At 46.8% G+C, this 21017-nt stretch carries 18 protein-coding genes; 12 read left to right on the forward strand and 6 right to left on the reverse strand.

Going from position 1 to position 21017, the window contains the following annotated elements; genetic code table 11:
• Positions 1 to 25: 25 nt before the first annotated feature.
• Positions 26 to 1579, reverse strand: coding sequence for a T9SS response regulator signal transducer PorX (porX, locus tag ABIE50_RS00435; protein ID WP_142685686.1), 1554 nt, complete (start codon positions 1577 to 1579; stop codon positions 26 to 28).
• A gap of 340 nt (positions 1580 to 1919) precedes the next feature.
• On the opposite strand from porX, the gene ABIE50_RS00440 reads away from it, so the two are divergent.
• From ABIE50_RS00440 to ABIE50_RS00475, 8 genes are all read left to right on the forward strand, one after another.
• Positions 1920 to 3164, forward strand: coding sequence for an HD domain-containing protein (locus tag ABIE50_RS00440; RefSeq protein WP_209856975.1), 1245 nt, complete (start codon positions 1920 to 1922; stop codon positions 3162 to 3164).
• A 68-nt stretch (positions 3165 to 3232) separates the two neighbouring features.
• Positions 3233 to 4282: a UDP-3-O-(3-hydroxymyristoyl)glucosamine N-acyltransferase gene (gene lpxD, locus ABIE50_RS00445; protein WP_079473567.1), complete on the forward strand. Its 1050-nt coding sequence runs from the start codon at positions 3233 to 3235 to the stop codon at positions 4280 to 4282.
• Positions 4283 to 4322: 40 nt separating this feature from the next.
• On the forward strand, positions 4323 to 5738 hold the full coding sequence (locus ABIE50_RS00450) for a bifunctional UDP-3-O-[3-hydroxymyristoyl] N-acetylglucosamine deacetylase/3-hydroxyacyl-ACP dehydratase (RefSeq protein WP_209856973.1): 1416 nt from the start codon (positions 4323 to 4325) through the stop codon (positions 5736 to 5738).
• 4 nt (positions 5739 to 5742) lie between these two features.
• Entirely contained in the window at positions 5743 to 6543 is an 801-nt protein-coding gene (lpxA, locus tag ABIE50_RS00455; RefSeq protein WP_079473565.1) for an acyl-ACP--UDP-N-acetylglucosamine O-acyltransferase, read from the forward strand.
• Positions 6527 to 7144 carry an ABC transporter ATP-binding protein gene (locus tag ABIE50_RS00460; protein WP_209856971.1) on the forward strand — a complete coding sequence of 206 codons (618 nt, stop codon included), beginning with the start codon at positions 6527 to 6529 and terminating at the stop codon, positions 7142 to 7144. The genes lpxA and ABIE50_RS00460 overlap by 17 nt, the downstream gene beginning before the upstream one ends.
• A gap of 47 nt (positions 7145 to 7191) precedes the next feature.
• Positions 7192 to 8466, forward strand: a complete 1275-nt coding sequence (locus ABIE50_RS00465) for an MFS transporter (protein ID WP_209856969.1) — start codon at positions 7192 to 7194, stop codon at positions 8464 to 8466.
• 44 nt (positions 8467 to 8510) lie between these two features.
• Positions 8511 to 9350 carry an MBL fold metallo-hydrolase gene (locus tag ABIE50_RS00470; protein ID WP_209856966.1) on the forward strand — a complete coding sequence of 280 codons (840 nt, stop codon included), beginning with the start codon at positions 8511 to 8513 and terminating at the stop codon, positions 9348 to 9350.
• Positions 9351 to 9407: 57 nt separating this feature from the next.
• On the forward strand, positions 9408 to 9788 hold the full coding sequence (locus ABIE50_RS00475; RefSeq protein ID WP_260607463.1) for a co-chaperone GroES: 381 nt from the start codon (positions 9408 to 9410) through the stop codon (positions 9786 to 9788).
• Between the two features lie 83 nt (positions 9789 to 9871).
• Here ABIE50_RS00475 and ABIE50_RS00480 read toward each other — a convergent pair whose 3' ends face one another.
• Together ABIE50_RS00480 and ABIE50_RS00485 are read right to left on the reverse strand one after the other, a co-directional pair.
• Positions 9872 to 10075 (reverse strand): helix-turn-helix domain-containing protein, encoded by a 204-nt coding sequence (locus tag ABIE50_RS00480; protein ID WP_142685680.1) that lies wholly within the window; start codon positions 10073 to 10075, stop codon positions 9872 to 9874.
• Positions 10076 to 10096: 21 nt separating this feature from the next.
• A complete protein-coding gene (locus tag ABIE50_RS00485; protein ID WP_209856964.1) occupies positions 10097 to 10579 on the reverse strand; it encodes a DUF2975 domain-containing protein in 483 nt (160 codons plus the stop codon).
• 166 nt (positions 10580 to 10745) lie between these two features.
• Between ABIE50_RS00485 and ABIE50_RS00490 the strand changes: the two genes are divergently transcribed.
• A complete protein-coding gene (locus ABIE50_RS00490) occupies positions 10746 to 12299 on the forward strand; it encodes a helicase HerA-like domain-containing protein (RefSeq protein WP_209856962.1) in 1554 nt (517 codons plus the stop codon).
• Between the two features lie 51 nt (positions 12300 to 12350).
• Complete coding sequence (locus ABIE50_RS00495; protein WP_209856955.1) at positions 12351 to 13397, forward strand: Gfo/Idh/MocA family oxidoreductase; 1047 nt, start codon at positions 12351 to 12353, stop codon at positions 13395 to 13397.
• Positions 13398 to 13614: 217 nt separating this feature from the next.
• Here the strand turns inward: ABIE50_RS00495 and ABIE50_RS00500 are convergent, their stop codons facing one another.
• Positions 13615 to 15519 carry a RecQ family ATP-dependent DNA helicase gene (locus tag ABIE50_RS00500; protein ID WP_209856953.1) on the reverse strand — a complete coding sequence of 635 codons (1905 nt, stop codon included), beginning with the start codon at positions 15517 to 15519 and terminating at the stop codon, positions 13615 to 13617.
• Positions 15520 to 16009: 490 nt separating this feature from the next.
• On the reverse strand, positions 16010 to 18127 hold the full coding sequence (locus ABIE50_RS00505; RefSeq protein WP_209856951.1) for a heavy metal translocating P-type ATPase: 2118 nt from the start codon (positions 18125 to 18127) through the stop codon (positions 16010 to 16012).
• Between the two features lie 195 nt (positions 18128 to 18322).
• On the opposite strand from ABIE50_RS00505, the gene tsaE reads away from it, so the two are divergent.
• The gene (gene tsaE / locus ABIE50_RS00510) at positions 18323 to 18760 is read left to right on the forward strand and encodes a tRNA (adenosine(37)-N6)-threonylcarbamoyltransferase complex ATPase subunit type 1 TsaE (protein ID WP_209856949.1); all 438 of its coding nucleotides are present in this window, start codon (positions 18323 to 18325) and stop codon (positions 18758 to 18760) included.
• Positions 18761 to 18802: 42 nt separating this feature from the next.
• Positions 18803 to 20020 (forward strand): alanine dehydrogenase, encoded by a 1218-nt coding sequence (locus ABIE50_RS00515; RefSeq protein WP_142685673.1) that lies wholly within the window; start codon positions 18803 to 18805, stop codon positions 20018 to 20020.
• 143 nt (positions 20021 to 20163) lie between these two features.
• Here ABIE50_RS00515 and ABIE50_RS00520 read toward each other — a convergent pair whose 3' ends face one another.
• On the reverse strand, positions 20164 to 20964 hold the full coding sequence (locus ABIE50_RS00520; protein WP_209856941.1) for an undecaprenyl-diphosphate phosphatase: 801 nt from the start codon (positions 20962 to 20964) through the stop codon (positions 20164 to 20166).
• Positions 20965 to 21017: the final 53 nt, after the last annotated feature.

Genomic DNA, 21017 nt, shown 5'->3' on the forward strand with positions numbered 1-21017 from the left:
TTGCAAAAATAGCAAAAAGGTGTTGTTACTTCGTTACCATCCTGGCGAAAGGTACAATCATTTCTTCCAGGGAAATACCGCCATGCTGGAAGGTATTGCGGTAGTAATTCACAAAATAATTGTAGTTGTTCGGATAACAGAGATACCCGTCCCCTTTTGCAAAAATATAGGAAGAGTTTACGTTGGGCTTTGGCAATCCGGCATCACGGGGATCGCGGAAGGCCAGCACTTCTTTCGGATCATAATTCAGGTTGCGCCCGTGTTTGTAGCGCAGATTGGTAGTGGTTTGTTTATCCCCTATCACCTTCACAGGCGTTTTTACCCTTACGCTGCCATGGTCTGTGGCAATGATGAGGTTTATTTTTTTGTCGCTGATGCGTTTCAGCGCCTGGTGCAGCGGGCTGTGCTCAAACCAGCTGGCGGTAATAGAGCGGTAAGAGGCTTCATCGCCGGCCAGCTCCTTGAGTACTTCCATTTCCGTACGGGCATGGCTGAGCATATCCACGAAGTTGTATACGATCACGCTCAGCGGGTAATCCAGCATATTATGGATGTTGTTGAGCATTACCTGGGCATCGGCATGATTGGTCACCTTGGTGTAGGAAAAGCGGGGATCCAGTTTGAGCTGTTTCAGCTGGGCGGCGAAAAAATGTTCTTCATAAAGGTTTTTCCCACCTTCCTCATCATCATTCTTCCATTCCTGGGGGAATTTATGTTCAATATCCACCGGCAGCAGGCCGGCAAAAATGGCATTACGGCTGTATTGTGTGCTGGTGGGCAGGATACTGTAAAAAGATTCTTCCTCCACCAAACGGAATGATTCCTGGAAAATAGGCTGGATCGCTTTCCACTGGTCGTACCGCAGGTTATCTATCAGCAGGAATACATTGGGCACGTTGGGATCCAGGTTAGGCACTACCTTATCGCGGAACAGGGTATGCGACAATACCGGGGCTTCCTTTGCCTTCGGATGTAGCCAGTCGCTGTAGTTACGGCTGATGAATTTGGAGAATTCGTTGTTGGCCTCCGTTTTCTGGGCGTTAAACACTTCCAGCATTTCCGGGCTATTGGTTTTGGTCATTTCCATTTCCCAATACACCAGTTTTTTATAAATGTCCATCCACTCATTAAAGTCGGGATTGGAGCTGAGAGCCATAAACAGGCTGCGGAACTCCTGCTGGTATGCGGTGGTGGTCTTTTCGGCCACCAGTCTTTTGTTATCAATTATTTTTTTGAGAGATAATAATACCTGGTTGGGATTTACCGGTTTAATAAGATAATCGGTGATCTGGGAACCGATGGCATCGTCCATTACGTTTTCGGCCTCATTTTTAGTGATCATCACTACCGGGATCTGCTGGTCAATTTCCTTGATCTTGCTAAGGGTTTCCAGGCCGGTGATACCGGGCATGGATTCGTCCAGCAGCACCACATCCACCACCTGTTCTTTCAGGAATTCAAGTGCATCATGCCCGTTGGTCAGGGGGGACACCTTATAGCCTTTGCTTTCCAGGAAGATAATCTGTGATTTGAGGGACTCTATTTCATCATCTACCCATAGTATATTTATCTGACTCATAATAATATTTAAGGTTCCGCTAAAAAAAGGAATTTACCCTTATTTTTTGGCAAATATCATTCCCCGACTATCATTTGCCGGTAATTATATGTTAAAAAGGGCAGAACACGGTAAAATGATAGCAGGAAAAAGTGAACAGCCTGATAAAGTTATTTACCTTCGCATCCATGATTTACCTGTAACCTACCAATTGTTTTATACTGTCATAGGGGTATCGTGGATGCAGCGCGTCTTTATAAGTAAAAAAATTACATATAATTAATTTCGGGTGTAGTTTTGCATACAGGCACCAGGGATTCAGGCGCGGATGCCCCGCCTGAGATCGTATAATTAAATGCAAATGACCGAACGCAAGCGAAAAATTGTTAATGATCCGGTGTATGGCTTTATTACCATAGATCACCCGTTGATTTTTAACCTCATTTCACATCCATATTACCAGCGGCTCCGCCGCATACATCAGATGGCACTGGCCCACCTGGTGTATCCTGGTGCTATGCATACGCGGTTTCATCATAGCATGGGCGCCTATCATCTTATGAGCATGGCGTTGCTGGAGCTTCGCAGCAAAGGAACAGAAATTACCCCTGAAGAAGAAGTGGCGGCAAAAATGGCCATTTTACTGCATGATATCGGGCATGGGCCTTATTCCCATGCACTGGAGAACGGTATTATTGAGGGCGTGTCGCATGAAGAGATCTCCCAATGGCTGATGGAGGCATTGAACAGGGAAATGAACGGGGCGCTGTCGCTTACACTGGATATTTTTAACGGGCGTTATCATAAAAAATTCCTGCACCAGCTGGTCTCTAGCCAGCTGGATGTGGACCGGATGGATTACCTGAACCGCGACAGCTTTTATACCGGGGTGGCCGAAGGCACCATTGGGTACGACCGCATTATCAAGATGCTGATTGTACATAAGGGGGAGCTGATGGTGGAAGAGAAGGGCATTTATTCTATTGAGAAGTTTATCATTGCCCGGAGGCTGATGTACTGGCAGGTATACCTGCACAAAACTGTGCTCAGTGCCGAAAATATGCTGGTAAAGATCCTGACCAGGGCGAAAGCACTGGCCCAGGAGGGAAAGCAACTGTTCTGCTCCCCGGCTCTGGCATATTTCCTGTATAATACCATTACAAAGAACAACTTTGAGTGCGGGCCTGAATGCCTGGAACTATTTTGCCAACTGGACGATTATGATTTAATGGGAGCTATTAAGGTATGGACAACACACGAGGACAAAGTCTTGTCGCTTTTATGTAAATGGTTAATAAACAGGAACTTATTTAAGGTCGTATTAAGTAATCAGGCCTTCGACGGAAGTGCAGCACTATTATTGAAGGAACAGGTCAGACAAAAATGGGGGATTGAGGGTGCAGACCTGGATTACTTTGTTTTTACCGGTGCGGCCTCGCTGAGGGCTTACAACGTTAACGACGAGAAGATCAATATCCTATTTAAAGATGGAACTGTAAAAGACATTTCCTCCATCGACAATGCACTGATTAGCCATACACTGGCGATACCGGTAAAAAAATTCTACATTTGTCATCCAAAAATTCAGGCTAACAACGTTTTATAAGGAATAAAATGTTAAATAATAAGTTCATACTATCCGGTGTAGCCTGGAAAACATTACAATTTTAAACTATGCAGTTTAGCGCATTACAATTAGCTACCATGTTAGATGGTAAGCTGGAGGGAAATCCGGACGTAAAGGTGAGCAACATCGCCAAGATTGAGGAAGCTGGCGAGGGTATGCTCAGTTTCATTGCCAATCCTAAATATGAAGAATTCATATATACCACCAATGCCTCCATTCTGATCGTGAATGAGAGCCTGGTGATTGAGCGTCCCATCAAATCGACCCTTATCCGGGTAAAGGATGCCTATAGCAGCTTTGCGCTGTTACTGGAGCAGTACAGGTACCTGACCGGCAATAAGTCGGGCATACAGCAACCCTCCTACATTCCAGCCTCTGTAAAGATGGGTGAGAATGTATTTGTAGGCGCGTTCGCATACCTTGGCGAGAACGTAGTACTGGGCAATAACGTAAAAATATATCCCGGCGTATACCTGGGCGATAACGTGATTGTTAACAATGATTCTATCCTGTATCCAGGCGTAAAAGTATATGATAACTGCATTGTGGGCAGCCGCGTAATGCTGCACGCCGGTTGCGTGATTGGCGGCGATGGCTTTGGCTTCGCTCCCCAGCCGGACGGTTCCTATAAAAAAGTGCCCCAGATCGGCAATGTAGTGATCCACGACGATGTGGAAATTGGCGCCAATACAACCATCGACCGGGCTACCATGGGCAGTACGGTGATCCGTAAGGGCGTAAAACTGGATAACCTGATCCAGGTGGCGCATAATGTGGATATTGGCATCAATACCGTAATTGCCGCCCAAACCGGGGTTTCCGGCAGTACCAAAATTGGCCAGAACTGCGTTATTGGCGGCCAGGTGGGCATGGTAGGACATATCCATATCGCCGACAACACCAAGATCAACGCCCAGAGCGGCTTATCCAAGTCTATTACAGTACCTAATACCTCCCTCACCGGCTCCCCGGCGTACGATTATAAAAGTTCGCTGAAAAGTCAGGCAATTTTTAGAAATTTGCCGGACCTTGAAAAGCGCGTGAAGGAACTTGAAGAGATGGTAAAACAACTGCTGCAGGAAAGGGCGGGTGTATAAATGATTACTGATTAAATAGTTATATATTAGTTAGCTTATTATGGAAATTCAACAGTTGCAATACCAGCATACCCTGAAAGGCGAAATTACCTTATCGGGTATCGGCTTGCATACAGGCGCCCAAGTTAATATGACCCTTAAGCCGGCAACACCGGGGCACGGGATTAAATTTCAGCGTATCGACCTGCCGGGACAGCCCATCGTGAAAGCCGATGTGGATTATGTGGTAGAAACAACCCGCAGCACTACACTTGAGCACAATGGCGCCAGGGTAAGTACCGTGGAACACATCATGGCTGCCCTGGCAGGTACTGGTGTAGACAACGTGCTGGTGGAACTGGATGCCGGAGAAATTCCAATCATGGACGGCAGCGCCTATGCCTTTATTGAAGCGATAGAGAAAATTGGTTTACAGAACCAGGACGCAAAAAAAATATACTATACTATTGATACCAACATCAGTTATTATGATGAGAAGAAAAAGGTAGAAATGGTGGCGATGCCGGCAGTAGATTACCGTATTACCTGTCTTATCGATTTCAACTCTCCGGTGTTGGGCACCCAGCACGCTAAAATGAAAGGGATTGAGGAGTTCAAAACCGAAATTGCACCCTGCCGTACTTTCTGTTTCCTGCATGAGCTGGAATACCAGCTGTCGCTTAACCTGATCAAAGGCGGCGATATCAACAATGCGATTGTAGTGGTAGATAAACCGGTAACGGAAGAAGAGCTGACCCGGTTGGCAAAAGTATTTAACAGGGAAACCATTTCCGTACAGAAAGAAGGTATCCTGAACAATATAGAATTACGTTTCCCGAATGAGCCGGCACGTCATAAACTGCTGGATGTGGTAGGCGACCTGGCCCTGATCGGTTACCCGATCCATGCACATATCATCGCCAACCGCCCGGGCCACGCATCAAACGTGGAGTTTGCCCGTGCCATTAAAGCGTATATCAAAAAGAACAAGCATAACAAAGACGTACCTGTATACGATCCCAATCAACCACCTGTATTTGATACCCCACGTATTGAAAGGACATTGCCGCATCGTTACCCGATGCTGCTGGTAGATAAGATCATTGAACTGGGAGAAGAGAAAGTTGTAGGTATCAAGAATGTTACCTTCAACGAACATTTCTTCCAGGGCCATTTCCCTTCCAACCCTGTAATGCCGGGCGTTCTGCAACTGGAAGCGCTGGCGCAGGTAGGCGGTATCCTGGCACTGAACCGCGTACCTGATCCTGAAAACTATGATACCTATTTCCTCAAGATAGATAACTGCAAATTCAAACAGAAAGTAGTTCCGGGCGACACCATGATCCTGAAAATGGAGTTGCTGAGCCCCATCAGAAGAGGGCTTGTGGAAATGCGGGGGACAGTATTCATCGGCAATAAAGTAGCTACTGAAGCCGACATGATAGCACAAATTATAAAAACAAGAGAAGGCAAATAATAGCATGATCCACCCGCTTACATACATACATCCGGACGCCAAAGTTGCGCCTAATGTAAAAATTGATCCATTTACCGTTATACATAAAAACGTAGAAATCGGTGATGGTACCTGGATAGGTTCCAACGTAACCATTATGGAAGGAGCCCGTATCGGCAAAAACTGCCGTATTTTTCCGGGCGCTGTTATTTCTGCCATCCCCCAGGATTTGAAATTTGCGGGTGAAGAAACTACCGTTGAAATCGGCGACAACACCACTATCCGTGAATATGTGACGATTAACCGCGGTACTAAAGACAAATGGAAAACCAAAATCGGGAATAACTGCCTGATCATGGCATACAGCCACATTGCACACGATTGCGAAGTAGGTAACTACTGCGTATTTTCAAATAATACCACCCTCGCCGGGCATATTACTGTGGGCGACCACGTAGTGCTGGCCGGCATGGTGGCCATCCAACAGTTTTGTAAAGTAGGCGATCACGCATTTGTAACCGGTGGTTCCATGGTGCGTAAAGATGTACCTCCTTTCGTAAAAGCAGCACGTGAACCACTTTCCTATGTGGGCGTAAATTCCGTAGGACTGAAGAGAAGAGGTTTTTCTCTTGAAAAGATCAACTCTATCCTGGACATTTACCGCGTTATCTTTGTAAAAGGTTATAAATTATCAAAAGCCGTGAATATCATCGAAGCAGAATTTCCTGCCACCGATGAAAGAGATGAGATCCTGTCGTTCATCCGTGAATCAGGACGTGGTATCATGAGAGGCTATACTTCCAGAACCAATGACGATATCTCTTAACCAGGCAGGTAAGCGTTTTAACTACGACTGGATCTTCCGTCGGGTAACCCTCACCTTTAGTGAAGGACAACGCTATGCCATACTGGGTCCCAATGGTTCAGGGAAATCCACTTTATTACAGGTGATCAGCGGCGCCATTCAACATAATGAAGGCACCGTTACCTACAGCACGCCGGAAAAACCCATCGCTCCAGATGCGTTTTTCCGGTATTGTGCCATTGCAGCTCCATATCTTGAGCTCGTTGAAGAGTTCACTCTTACAGAGATCATCCAATTTCATCAACAGTTCAAAAATTTCCTGCCCGGTATCACACCGGCCATGGCCATGCAGCTGGTTGGACTGGAAAAAGCCGCCAATAAACAACTCCGCAATTTTTCTTCCGGGATGAAACAGCGTATCAAGCTGGCCCTGGCTATACTCTCAGATGTTCCTGTTCTCCTGCTCGACGAGCCCTGTACCAATCTTGATGCTGCAGGCATCTCCGTATACCAGCAGCTCATCAATGATTATGGAGGCAACCGCCTTATTATTGTAAGCTCCAACGATGAACAGGAATACTTTATGTGCCGCGAACATATCCATATCATGGATTATAAATAAAGATAAAATCAACGGGAATATTATCTTCGTGAAAAGCTAAAAGCTATATGAAGACTGCCAGTAAGAAAGTGATTAATGGCTGGGCCATGTACGATTGGGCTAACTCCGTGTACAACCTCGTTATCACCACTACTTTTTTCCCTATCTATTTCTTAGCAGTTACAGGCGAACATGTTTCCTTCCTCGGAATGAACTTTGTAAACTCCGCATTGTACAATTACTCCATGGCTGCCGCCTACCTGTTGGTGGCCTTCGCCTCTCCTATCCTGTCGTCTATTGCGGATACCAGGGGCAATAAAAAGAATTTTCTGCGCTTCTTTACTATACTGGGCTCGCTCTCCTGCAGCGCGCTCTATTTTTTTGATGGCGACCATCTGCTGCTGGGCGTGATATGTTTTATCCTCTCTACCATCGGCTATTGCGGCGGCCTTGTATTTTATAATTCGTACCTGCCGGAAATCGCCGCTCCGGAAGACAGGGACCGTATCAGTGCCCGCGGCTACAGTTTAGGATATGTAGGCAGTGTGATTTTACAGTTGCTGGGGTTTGGCCTGGTAGTAATGGGACCTAAACTGGGACTGGGTAAAAGCCAGCCGGTACAGCTTACCTTCCTGCTGGTAGGTATCTGGTGGTTTGGTTTTGCACAAATCACTTTTGCCCGCCTGCCCAAAAGCATTGCTACCAACCCACAGCACGGCGGCAGCGCATTTACGGAAGGTTTTAGAGAACTAAGGAAAGTATATGCCCAGGTAAAACAATTGCCGGTACTGAAAAGGTTTCTCCGTGGATTTTTCTTTTATAGTATGGGCGTGCAAACTGTAATGATGGCAGCCACCATCTTTGGCGGTAAAGTATTGAAACTGCCGGATGAAATGCTGATCGTTACCGTAGTGATTATCCAGATAGTGGCCATTGCCGGCGCATGGAGCATGGCCAGGCTTTCTGCACGCTTTGGCAATTTACGTGTATTGATTGCCGTTGTTATATTCTGGATAGGCATCTGCATTGCCGGTTACAAAATGCAAACAGCCATGCATTTTTATTTGCTGGCCACTGCGGTAGGGCTGGTAATGGGAGGCATACAATCGCTCAGCCGTTCTACGTATGCCAAGCTGATGCCGGAAACAGAAGATACCACTTCCTTCTTCAGTTACTACGACGTTACCGAAAAGCTGTCGATTGTAATTGGTATGTTTTCATTTGCTTATATAGATGATATCACCGAAGACATGCGTAATTCCGTACTGGCGCTGGTGGTATTTTTTGTGATCGGGCTGATCTGGATCATTTCCGCCCTGCGCAAGCAAAAACAGCTGGCCTGAATTAAGTACCTTTCAAAAAGCAACTACGGTAAAACTTAAGGATAATGAAATTATACACCATTGAAACAGGATTCTTTAAACTGGATGGCGGCGCCATGTTTGGCGTAGTGCCCAAAACTATCTGGAATAAACTGAATCCTGCAGATGAAAACAATCTATGTACCTGGGCCATGCGTTGCCTGCTCATTGAAGACGACAACCGCCTCATCCTGGTAGATAATGGCATTGGCAACAAACAGGACGCAAAGTTCTTCAGCCATTATTATCTGCATGGCGACGCCACCCTTGATAAATCACTGGCAGCACATGGTTTCCACCGTGATGATATCACCGATATGTTCCTGACCCATCTTCACTTTGATCATTGTGGCGGCAGCATTATCCGCCAGGGCGAACGGCTGGTTCCCGCATTTAAAAATGCTACCTACTGGAGCAATGAGGACCACTGGAAATGGGCCACACAGCCTAACGACCGTGAAAAGGCCTCTTTCCTGAAAGAAAATATACTGCCCATACAAGAAAGCGGTCAGCTGAAATTTATTGATCATCTTGAAGGCGTGAATTTTACCGAACATGTTTCGATCCGCTTTGCCAACGGGCATACCGATGCCATGATGCTGCCACAGATCAGCTACAAGGGTAAAACTATTGTATACATGGCCGACCTGTTACCTTCCACCGGTCATATTCCATTGCCATATGTAATGGCATATGACATGTTTCCACTGAAAACATTGCAGGAAAAGAAAAGCTTCCTGCAGGAAGCTGCTGACAAGGAATTTATCCTTTACCTGGAGCACGACCCGGTAAATGAATGCTGTGTGCTGCAACAAACTGAAAAAGGTATCCGGGCAGGTGAAACTTTTTCACTCAGCAGTATTTAGATCCCTGTCAGACTGTCATTTTTTTTGCTGCTGCATTATATTTGATAGCAACAATGTATGGCTATACATATAACAACAGATAATAAATTGAAAAAACTGATCGTTGTGGGCGACCGTGTGCTGATAAAGCCAGCTACTCCCCACGAGCGTACCAGCAGCGGGTTATACCTACCCCCCGGAGTACAGGAAAAGGAAAAGGTTCAACGCGGATATGTGATTAAAACAGGGCCGGGATATGTTATACCGGTACCGGCCGACAATGACGAAGCCTGGAAACCGGAAGAAGAAAAAGTAAAATATATTCCATTACAGGTGAAAGAAGGCGACCTGGCTATTTTCCTGCTCAGTGGTTCCACAGCGGTGGTATACGAGGAGGAAACCTATTATATCGTACCGCAGGCTGCTATTTTAATGCTGGAAAGAGAAGAAGACCTGTAAAACATCTTATTCATCTTATTAAATAAAAAAAATCTGCTAACGAATAGCAGATTTTTTTTGTCTATCATGTATGAAAAAGCACTCTATTCCTTGTATTCCAATATATCGCCCGGCTGGCATTGCAGTACCCTGCAAATCTCTTCCAGTGTGGAAAAACGGATCGCTTTCGCTTTGCCGCTTTTTAGTATACTGAGATTTGCCATCGTAATGCCCACCTGTACACTCAGCTCTGTCAGTGACATCTTTCTTTTGGCCAGCATCACGTCCAGATTGACAATTATCCCCATTGTATATTACAGTTTAGGTCATTAAATGGTGAGCGCCTGTTCTTCCTTGAGGCTTACCGCTCTTTCGAAAACGATGGCCAGCGCCAGGATCACCATGAAAGCCATCAGCAGCTCCCAGCTGGCTCCCAGTACACTCAGCAATCTGAAATAAAGCCGGTTGTTGTACACCTTCACATTATCTGCTGCTATCCATGCAAAAACAATTTTGGTGAGCAACAGCCCCGACAAAACAAGTAAGATCCCCTTTACTGCACTCAGATTTTTCCGGGAGATAATATCTTCACTCCCCGCGCCAATCAGCAGCCGGAACAGGTAAAAGGTCATTAACAGGTAAAGTAATCCAAGTATAGTATTCTGAAGCACTGCTGCTTTCAGGCCCGGCGTATCAGGATTAAATCCTGACTGAAAAAAAGCAACACCATTAAAGATCGTGATATAAACACTGATCAATACAGAAACGAGCAGCACGATTTTCAACGGGAGAAGATACTTACTGATTTTCATGTTACGCCCTGTTTATTACTTCAAAGGTATTTCTACTTTATCGAAATTCAAAATAAATTTATCGATTATCAATAATTAATGATCGATAAACAGTACATAATGCCTGATAATAATTTGAAGCTCAACCGCTTGTTCTTTTTATTATCTTCATAAAAAAAATTACGTCATGGCCAATCAGGATGCATTTCTGGAATATATCAAAAGCGGCTATACTTTTAAAGGCGAGCATTTCAAGCTGGGTTGTGCCATGCTGAACGGTGAAGTAGTAACCGGCGCGGATGTTTTCCTGCCGCTTAAAACGCTTAACCGTCATGGATTAATTGCCGGCGCTACCGGTACAGGTAAAACAAAAACATTGCAGGTGATCGCTGAAGGGCTTAGCGATGCCAGTGTACCGGTGTTATTGATGGACATTAAAGGAGATCTCAGTGGTATCGCTGCTGCAGGTACCGACAATCCCAAGATTGCGGAACGTTACCAGAAAATAGGCGGTACCTGGAGCGCCGCAGCCTACCCTTCTGAGCTGTTATCGCTCAGCCAGGAAAAGGGCGTACGCTTACGCGCCACTGTTAGCGAATTCGGACCTATCCTCCTGTCGAAGATACTGGAGCTGAACGATACGCAGGCTGGGCTGGTAGCCATGCTTTTCAAGTATTGCGATGATAATAAACTGCCCTTACTCGATCTGAAAGACTTTAAAAAAGTATTGCAGTTTGCAGGTGATGAAGGTAAAGCAGACCTGGAAAAAGATTACGGGAAGATATCTACTACCTCCACCAGCACAGTGTTGCGTAAGGTGATTGAACTGGAACAACAGGGCGCCGCGCTTTTTTTTGGAGAGAAATCTTTTGAGGTAGATGACCTGATGCGTATCAGCGACGATGGCCGTGGTATCATATCCATATTGCGTGTAAGCGATATACAGGACCGGCCGAAACTCTTTTCTACCTTCATGCTCAGCCTGCTGGCAGAACTGTACGCCACTCTTCCTGAAGAAGGCGACCTGGATAAGCCCAAGCTGGTAATGTTCATTGATGAAGCCCATCTTATTTTCAATGAGGCCAGCGATGCCCTGTTAAAACAGATAGACACTATTATTAAACTGATCCGTTCAAAAGGTGTGGGTATTTTCTTTTGTACCCAAAACCCGATGGATGTACCTCCTTCTGTACTGGGACAACTGGGTCTCAAAGTACAACACGCCCTGCGCGCCTTTACTGCCAACGACCGGAAAACCATCAAGCAAACTGCGGAAAACTACCCGCTGTCCGACTTCTATAAAACAGATGAACTACTTACCCAGATAGGCATTGGTGAAGCGCTCATCACCTGTTTAAATGAAAAGGGTGTTCCTACCCCCCTGGCCGCCACCATGCTGGTATCGCCCAGGTCACGCATGGATGTGCTGACAACCGCAGAAATTGACGGGCTGGTAAATAACTCCAAGCTGGTAAAAAAATACGGCGAAGAAATTGACAGCCAGAGCGCTTATGAGATCCTTACCGCCAAGTTGCAGGAAGCAGCCGAAAAGACCGCTGCCACTGAAGCAGCACCTAAATCTTCCGGCAAACAAAAACAGGAAAAAGGCGTATTGGAACAGGTAATGGACAGCTCTGTAGCCCGGCAGGTGGGCCGCACTGCCGCCAGTATTATCACCCGCAGTCTCCTGGGCGCATTGGGCCTCGGCGGAAAAAGCAGTAAAAGTAAAAGCTGGTTTTAATTACGCAACGACAGCAATTCGCTGTCTGCTTACATCAATATATTTAAGAGTATGAGTAGAATTATTAAAACGGGCGTATGCTCGTACGGCATGTCTGGACAGATATTTCATGCCCCTTTCCTGCATGTGAACCCTGGATTTGAATTTACAGCAGTAGTAGAAAGAAGTAAAAACCTGGCACGTCAGCGCTATCCTAACGTTAAAGTATATACGAGCGTGGAAGATATGCTGGCCGACAAAGACCTGGAACTGATTGTGGTAAATACACCCAACTACACACACTTCGATTTTGTAAAAGCCGCACTGGAGGCAGGAAAGAATGTGATCGTGGAAAAGCCCTTTACCGTCCACGCCGGAGAGGGGGAAATATTAGCCGCATTGGCCGCTGAAAAAGGCCTGCTGCTCAGTGTTTACCACAACCGCCGCTACGACAGCGACTATAAAGTTGTAAAACAGGTATTGCAGTCCGGTCAGCTGGGCGATGTACTGGAAGCAGAAATACACTACGACCGTTTCAAGGAAGAGCTGAGCTACAAAAAGCATAAAGAAGTAGGAGGCCCCGGTACCGGCGCCCTGTACGACCTGGGCTCTCACCTCATCGACCAGGCCATTACCCTGTTTGGCATGCCTAAACGGGTATGGGCTGATATCCGCATCATCCGCCGCGACTCTGTTGTGGATGACTACTTTGAACTGGTACTTTACTACGATAACCTGCGGGCCCGCGTAAAATGCAACTACCTGGTGCGTGAAGCCCTGCCGGCTTACCAGCTGCATGGCCGTATCGGTTCCTTTATCAAAACAAAATCCGATATCCAGGAAGCACAGCTGCAGAGAGGCTTATTCCCCGACAGTCCGGATTGGGGGGCAGAACAACCACATGAATGGGGCCTGCTTCATACAGAAATTAATGGCGAAGTGGTAAAGAAGTATATTCCCGGTGGCCATGGCAACTACATGGATTATTACCAGGGCATTTACGAAGCATTGGTAAATAAAGCCCCTAACCCGGTACCTGCGCAGGATGCCATTAAAGTGATCAAAGTAATTGAAGCTGCTTTTGAAAGCAGCAAAGAAGGCAAGGTGATCGATCTTTAACGCAGATTTTGTCTGACGCGGATTTTGTCTGACTCAGGATTACGCTGATTATACTGATTAATTTGATTGATCATGTCTGATTTTAAAGGATTCGGGGAGATGGGAGCGAATATCTGCTTTTATCTTCCCGAATTTTTTATTAATCCGGTAAAATCAAGAAAAATAAAATCAAATTAATCAGTATAATCAGCGTAATCCTGAGTCAGACAAAATCCGCTTATGGGCAGGAGAGCCGTCCGGCGTCGTCCCGTACTACCAGCCCTTCTTCGTTGAGGAATTGCAATACTTCCATCAGGTCGCTTCTTTTTACATCAGGCAGTTTATTTTGCAGCATATTAAACAGCAGTGGTTGCTCTTTCAGCACTGTAATAACATGGTCGGATATACGTTTAAATCCGGCGGCATCTATTGGTTGTGATTTCTTTTTCAAACAAACATCACAAACGCCGCAAGGTGCAGCATCTTTTTCCCCAAAGTAAGCCACCAGTTGCTGTGTGCGGCATATATCACGGTTACGGGCATACGTAAACATCGCTTCCAGCCGGTCGGCATACACTTTTTTACGCACTTCCACCCTTGCCATATTGATACGCAAGTTTTGTGCAGATACCCGTTCCTGCAGGAAGCACAGCTGCGGTTCATCGCGGCGGGGCTGATAATTTATTATGCCATATTGGTGCAGTTGCTGTAGCTGGGCCGCGATCTCATCATCTTCCGTAAGCATAATACGGCCTATTTGCCGCTCGTAAACGGGTACTGCATTATCGAAAATCCCTTCGTAAGTGCGTAACAGTGTTTTAATGATTTCCTCCAGGGCGGGGTAAGCATTTTCAAATTCATAAAGAGACTCCTTATTGGTAACGAATTCTGCACGAGACGGGAGGAATACGCTTTCACTGAGTTGCAGCACGCCTTCCTGTTCCAGCAGGCGCACAGCGCTGTATGCCATGGTGAGATTAAGGTGAAAAGTGCGGGCAAAATCGTTGATATCAAAATCGAAGTACAAACCTTCTGCGCTGCCAACGGGCACCTGCAGGTAATTAACAATGCCCTGGTATACTTCCCTGACCTGTTCCAGTGTAGGAAACTGCAATGCAATCCGCTCATGCATTTCGGCAAGCTCCTCTTCATTGTATAACAGCACCGCATATGCTTTCTGTTCATCCCTGCCCGCGCGGCCGGCCTCCTGGTAATAGGCCTCCAGCCCGTCGGGCATATCGTAATGCACTACAATGCGCACATCGGGTTTATCGATGCCCATACCGAAGGCGTTGGTACAAACCATGATGCGTGTTTCATTATTGATCCAGGCTTCCTGTCTGGCGGCTCTTTCAGCCTGTGGCAAACCGGCATGGTAATAACTGGCAGGAATACCCTGTAGCTCCAGCAGCGACGCAATTTCTTTGGTACGTTTGCGGTTACGGCAATAAACAATGCCACAACCGGGCACGCGGTCCAGTATATGTTTTACCTTATCAATTTTAGTGGGTTCTTCCAGTACGCTGTATGAAAGATTAGACCTGGCAAAGCTTTTGGTAAAAACCCTGGCATCTTTCATCAGTAGTTTCTCGCAGATATCTGCCTGTACCCGTGGGGTGGCTGAAGCGGTAAGCGCCAGCACCGGTGCATCGGGAAAAAAGCTACGGATATCTGCTATCTGCAGGTATGCCGGGCGGAAATCGTATCCCCACTGCGAGATACAATGCGCTTCATCAACAGCCAGCAAATTTACCGGGAGCCCATCACAATAGGTTTGAAAAAGTTTGCTTTGCAGTCGCTCGGGAGATACGTACAGGAACTTGCATCCTCCACGACGGGCGGCTTCCAGGACTCTTTCCACTTCCTGGAAGGGCATTCCGGAATATACAGCATAGGCGGTGATCCCTCTTTTTTTGAGATTAGCCACCTGGTCTTTCATCAGCGCAATGAGAGGAGTGATCACCAGGCATAGCCCGGGCTTTATCATGGCCGGCACCTGGAAACAAATGGACTTGCCACCGCCGGTGGGAAGCAAAGCCAGTGTATCCTGTCCTTCCAGTACAGCGTTCACGATATCTTCCTGTAAGGGGCGAAACTGTTCGTATCCCCAATATTGCTGTAATATGGCTACGGGCGTACTCAAATAAAAATTTAATGGTTAATACGAAGATACGCGATTAGCGTGGATTTTGTCTGACTCAGGATTATGATGATTTAGGTGATTACCTGATTTTAGTGTTAGTATATCAGGGATCACGGAGGGATAATGCTCTGCATAACAGGGCCGGGAGATTTGCGAAACAGTGGTAATTGATTGGGAGTACAGATACTTCCTGCATACCTGTCGCATACTTCTCAGATACTTGGGTGTCGTCTATATGTAGTACTCACTATACAGTCCTCATACAATCTTCATATACTCTTCATACGGTCAACACGAACTACTGATGCACTTTCAATGCTTAGTGCATGCACTTAGCCCTGTTTGAGGCGTAAAAGCGCTTTGTAAATAGTTTGGCAAAAAACGGCAAAAACGGCGGATTGGTTTTGCCGCTTATTGCCCTGATGGTAATTTAGTGGTAGCATTTATAAAAAAAAATCAAAGTAATCAGCGAAATCATCATAATCCTGAGTCAGACAACCTTCGCGCCGGTCACTTTTTTATAGCGCAGCCTAATGGAGTTTATGGCCAGCACCACGTCTGAAATAGCCATAACGCCCGCGCCCACAATAGGGTTCAGGAAACCGAGGGCCGCTACCGGTATCGCCACTACGTTGTAAATAAATGCCCAGAAAAGATTCTGTTTGATAGTGAGATAAGTATGTTTGCCAAGTCCCAGTGCCAGTGGCAGGGAGCCAAGGTTATTATTGAGCAGTACTACGTTGGCGCTTTGCATGGCTACCTGGGTGGCATCACTGAGAGAGATACCGATGGTGGCCTTTGCCAGTGCTGGCGCATCATTGATACCATCGCCCACCATAGCGGTAGGTGCGACTTTCATGAGCGCGTCTATTTGCTGTAGCTTTTGTTCCGGCGACTGCTCCGCATATACTTCCGTGATACCCAGTTTGGCAGCCAGTTCGCTGCATTTGCGGGTAGTATCGCCACTCAGCAGAACGGCCTTAATGCCGGATTGCTGTAGTTGTGTGATCACCTGGGCGGCTTCCGGCCTGATTTCATCGGTAAAATCGATCCATCCCGCCAGTTGCCCGTTCTTTATGAGGTACAGGTTATGGCTATCATCTTGCGTAACTCCACCCGCCATGCGGAAAGAACCTAACTGCCATTCATTACCAGCCTTATCGCTGGCGCGCATACCCAGGCCCTTGTGTTCCCGGACCTGCTGCAACGGCACTTCCCCGGCAGATTTCCAGATCGCCGCTATAGACCGCGCAATAGGATGTGAAGAATATTTTTCCAGGCTGTATACCACCTGTTTAAAGTCTTCCTCCGGCATATCAAAGAAGCGGTATTCTCCCAGCTGAAGCTTTCCTGTGGTGAGTGTACCTGTTTTATCGAATACAACCTGCCGGATGTCTTTAAACATTTCCAGGGTATGCCCTCCTTTGATGAGGATCCCATTGCGGGCAGCGCGGCCCAGTCCTACCATTACAGCGGCCGGTGTGGCCAATCCCATAGCACAGGGACATGAAATAACCAGTACGGCTACACTGCGCATCATGGCGGTGGCCAGGGTGGTATGCCCTATAAAATACCAGCCCAGGAAGGTAACCAGGGCGATGCCTAATACCAGGGGAACAAATATGGCGCTGATACGGTCGGCCAGTTTCTGCATGGGTGGTTTGTCGGATTGCGCCTGCTTTACCAGCTCAATGATGTACGACAGCACCGTGTCCTTACCGGTGGCAGTAATATATACTTTGATGGTCCCGTCTTCCAGTATGGTGCCACCTATTACTTTATCTTTTTCTTTTTTGCCCACGGGTGCGCTTTCACCGGTGATCATGGATTCGTTGGCATGGCCGCTGCCCCAGTAGATAGTACCATCCATAGGTATTTTATCACCGGTATTCACCAATACGCAATCGCCTGTACGCAGGGTACGGTTATCTACTTCACGAATGTGCTCATGACCATGGCTGGTGTCGATAAGCCGGGCAGTGGTGATCTGCATGCGGGCCAGCTCGGCAATAGCGGTGGTGGTCTGTTTCACGGATCTTTCTTCCAGCAGATTGCCCAGGAATACCAGCGTAATAATAGCCGCTGCAGTTTCATAAAACATATAATCCGGGTTGCCATACACCAAGGTGCCTACAAAGCTGTAAACAAAAGCAGCCGTTGCTCCCAGCGACACCAGCACGTCCATATTGGCCATACGGTTAATGATGGAGCGTATCGCACTGCGACCGAAGTGCCACATTCCCACCAGGTATACAGGCAGCGTAAGACCAAACTGTACCCATGGCTCATGTAACCAGGACCAGCTAACCCACATATGCAGCAGCAGGGGCAATGTAAATATGAAACAAAAAATAAATTTGAATGTAAGTGTAGAGTATATCTTCTTTTCTGTGGGTTTATCTTCCGGCATTACTACACGGTATCCCATTTGGGTGATCCCGTTGAGAATTTCCGTTGAGTTAGCGCCTTCCGGTGCGGTGAAGCTCACTTCTTCGGTGGCAAAGCTGACATTAACGTCCTGCATCCCTTTTTTCTCCAGGTATTTGGAAACGCCCAGGGCACAACTGGTGCAATGCATTCCTTCTACCTTGCAATTAATGGCTATCATCTGACATCTCTCCGTTTTTTACAAAGTTAGCAGCAGATGAAATAGGCAGATAAAATATTAATGCAACGAAGCGGCAGAACTACAGGGGAAGCACCCGGAAACAGGCTGGACAAGGGCTTTAGCCTATTTTTGACGCAGTGCTGCAACTTTTGCAGAATCAGGTGAGGATCTATTGCTTTCTCCTTATTTTTGGGGATGGAATGGACATTTACACTGGATCAATTACCGGAAACCGCCCGGCAGTTCTGGGATCAATTCGCTGATAAACAGGTTTTCACGCTTGACGGCCCAATGGGGGCAGGGAAAACCACCCTGGTAAAGGCTTTATGCGCCGCCAAAGGCGTGCAGGACGCTACTGCGAGCCCTACTTTTTCGATCATTAATGAATATGCCTATACGGATACCCAGGGAAAACCCCGCAGGATCTTCCATCTGGACCTGTACCGGCTGCGGGACGAAGCCGACGCCATCAGCGCCGGCGTGGAAGACACCCTTTACCAGGACGCTATCTGCTTTATAGAATGGCCCGATTTAGTAGCCCATATGCTCCCCCCGGATACCGTTCACCTGCGGCTGGAAGTTCAGCCGGATCAAAAAAGGGTTCTGCGTGAAATCGCTTCATCTTCCAAATGATGTATCTTTGAATACTTCGATTTAAAAAAACTGAACACGCATATGGAGCAGAGGCAAAAACCTGTAGTAAGTGCCGGGTTTACCTATTCACCACTGGAAGAAACGCTGGATATTCCGCAGAAAAATTCCCGTTTGTTTATAGGTATCCCGAAAGAAACATCCTTCCAGGAAAACCGGATTGCCCTTACGCCCGATGCAGTCAGCATTCTAGCGGCACACGGACATCATATAGTAGTTGAGCATAAAGCCGGGGACGGCTCCCATTATTACGATACCGACTATTCAGAAGCCGGGGCAGAAATCGTATACGACAAAAAAGAGGTCTTTAAAGCGGAGATCATCGTGAAATCCGCACCGCTGAACGATGAGGAGATAGAACTGCTGCACCCGCACCAGATCGTTATTTCCCCTATTCACCTGGCTGCGCTGAAAGCGCCACAGGTGCAGAAAATGATGGATAAACGCATCACGCTGCTCTCTTTCGAGAACCTGAAAGATGATGCAGGCACCTACCCTATTGTAAGGGCCATGAGCGAAATAGCAGGAGGGGCCTGTATGCTGATTGCCGGACAATACCTGAGCAACGATAACAAAGGGAAAGGGATACTCCTGGGCGGTGTTACCGGTATCCCGCCTACTAAAGTAGTGATCATAGGCGCCGGCATCGTGGGTGAGTTTGCAGCCCGTACTGCGCTTGCCCTGGGATCTTCCGTAAAAGTATTTGATAATAATATTTACAAGCTGAAAAGGCTGCAGAATAACATCGGGGTACGTGTATTCACCTCTGTTATCCAGCCAAAAGTGCTGGCAGAGCAGCTTCGCAATGCCGATGTGGCCGTAGGAGCGCTATCATCGCAAAGCGGCCGCACACCTGTGGTGGTCAGTGAATCGATGGTGAGCAATATGAAAGCGGGCTCCGTGATCGTAGACGTGAGCATTGACCGGGGTGGCTGTTTTGAAACCTCTGAGATCACCACCCATGAAAACCCCGTATTCAAAAAGTATGATGTGGTGCATTATTGCGTACCCAACATTCCTTCGGGGTTTGCCCGTACCGCTTCTGAAGCCATCAGCAACGTGCTGATGCCTCTACTGGTGGAAGCGGCCGATGACGGCGGGTTTGAAAACCTGGTATGGATCAAGCGGGGCGTACGCAATGGCATTTATCTGTACAAAGGAGCACTTACCAACTACCATCTCAGCGAGAAGTTCAAACTGAAATATACTGATCTTGAGTTGTTGCTGGCGGTAAAAGGTTAACGCGGATTTTGTCTGACTCAGGATTTTAATGATTTATTTTTTTTTAAATAATTAAGGGAAATATAAGCTGATATGTGCTTGTATCTCCCTTAACTGTTAAATAAATAAATCATCAAAATCCTGAGTCAGACAAAATCCGCGCGTTATACTTCGAGCTGGTAGCCCAGCAGTATGGCCGCTATTATGATAATGCCCACCACAATGCGGTAATAGCCCCACATTTTGAATCCGTACTTCTTTACAGCGCCTATAAAGAATTTGATAGCGCCCAGGGCTACAATAAATGCCACGATATTACCAATCAGCAGCAACTTGAGGTTTTCCGGGTGCGCAGTTAATAACTCCTTCCCCTTCAGCAGTTTATAGCCGGTTGCAGCAGCCATGGTGGGCACTGCCAGGAAAAAAGAGAACTCGGCGGATACATTACGGGACAGATTTTGCTGCATACCGCCAATAATGGAGGCTGCACTGCGGCTGGTACCGGGAATAAGCGCCAGGCACTGGTAAAGTCCAATACGTAAGGCGGTGAAAATATCTATTTTTTCTTCTGTGAGAATCGTAGGCTCTTTAAACCAGTTGTCTACAAACAGGAGGATAATACCACCTACCAGCAGTGTAATACCTACTGTAAGCGGGCTTTCCAGCATGGCATCGATCTTTTTGCTGAACAGGAAGCCGAGGATTAACGCGGGGATCACGGCTATGGCCAGCTTCAGGTAAAAGCTGAAGCGATTTTTATCAAAAACCAGGAATTTTCTCCAATAAAATACCACCACCGCCAGGATGGCACCCAGCTGGATCACAACTTCAAATAGCTTGGTGAACTCATCTTTACCAATACCCAGCAGCGCGCTCACAATGATCATATGCCCGGTGGAGGAAACCGGCAGAAATTCCGTTAAACCTTCCACGATGGCAATAATGATAGCCTGAAAAACATTCATCGAATTTAATATGGTTAAAAGTTAAAAAAAAAGCGATGAGGGATCATCGCTGT

The organism is Chitinophaga sp. OAE865 (assembly GCF_040546735.1).
Taxonomy (GTDB): Bacteria; Bacteroidota; Bacteroidia; order Chitinophagales; family Chitinophagaceae; genus Chitinophaga; species Chitinophaga polysaccharea_A.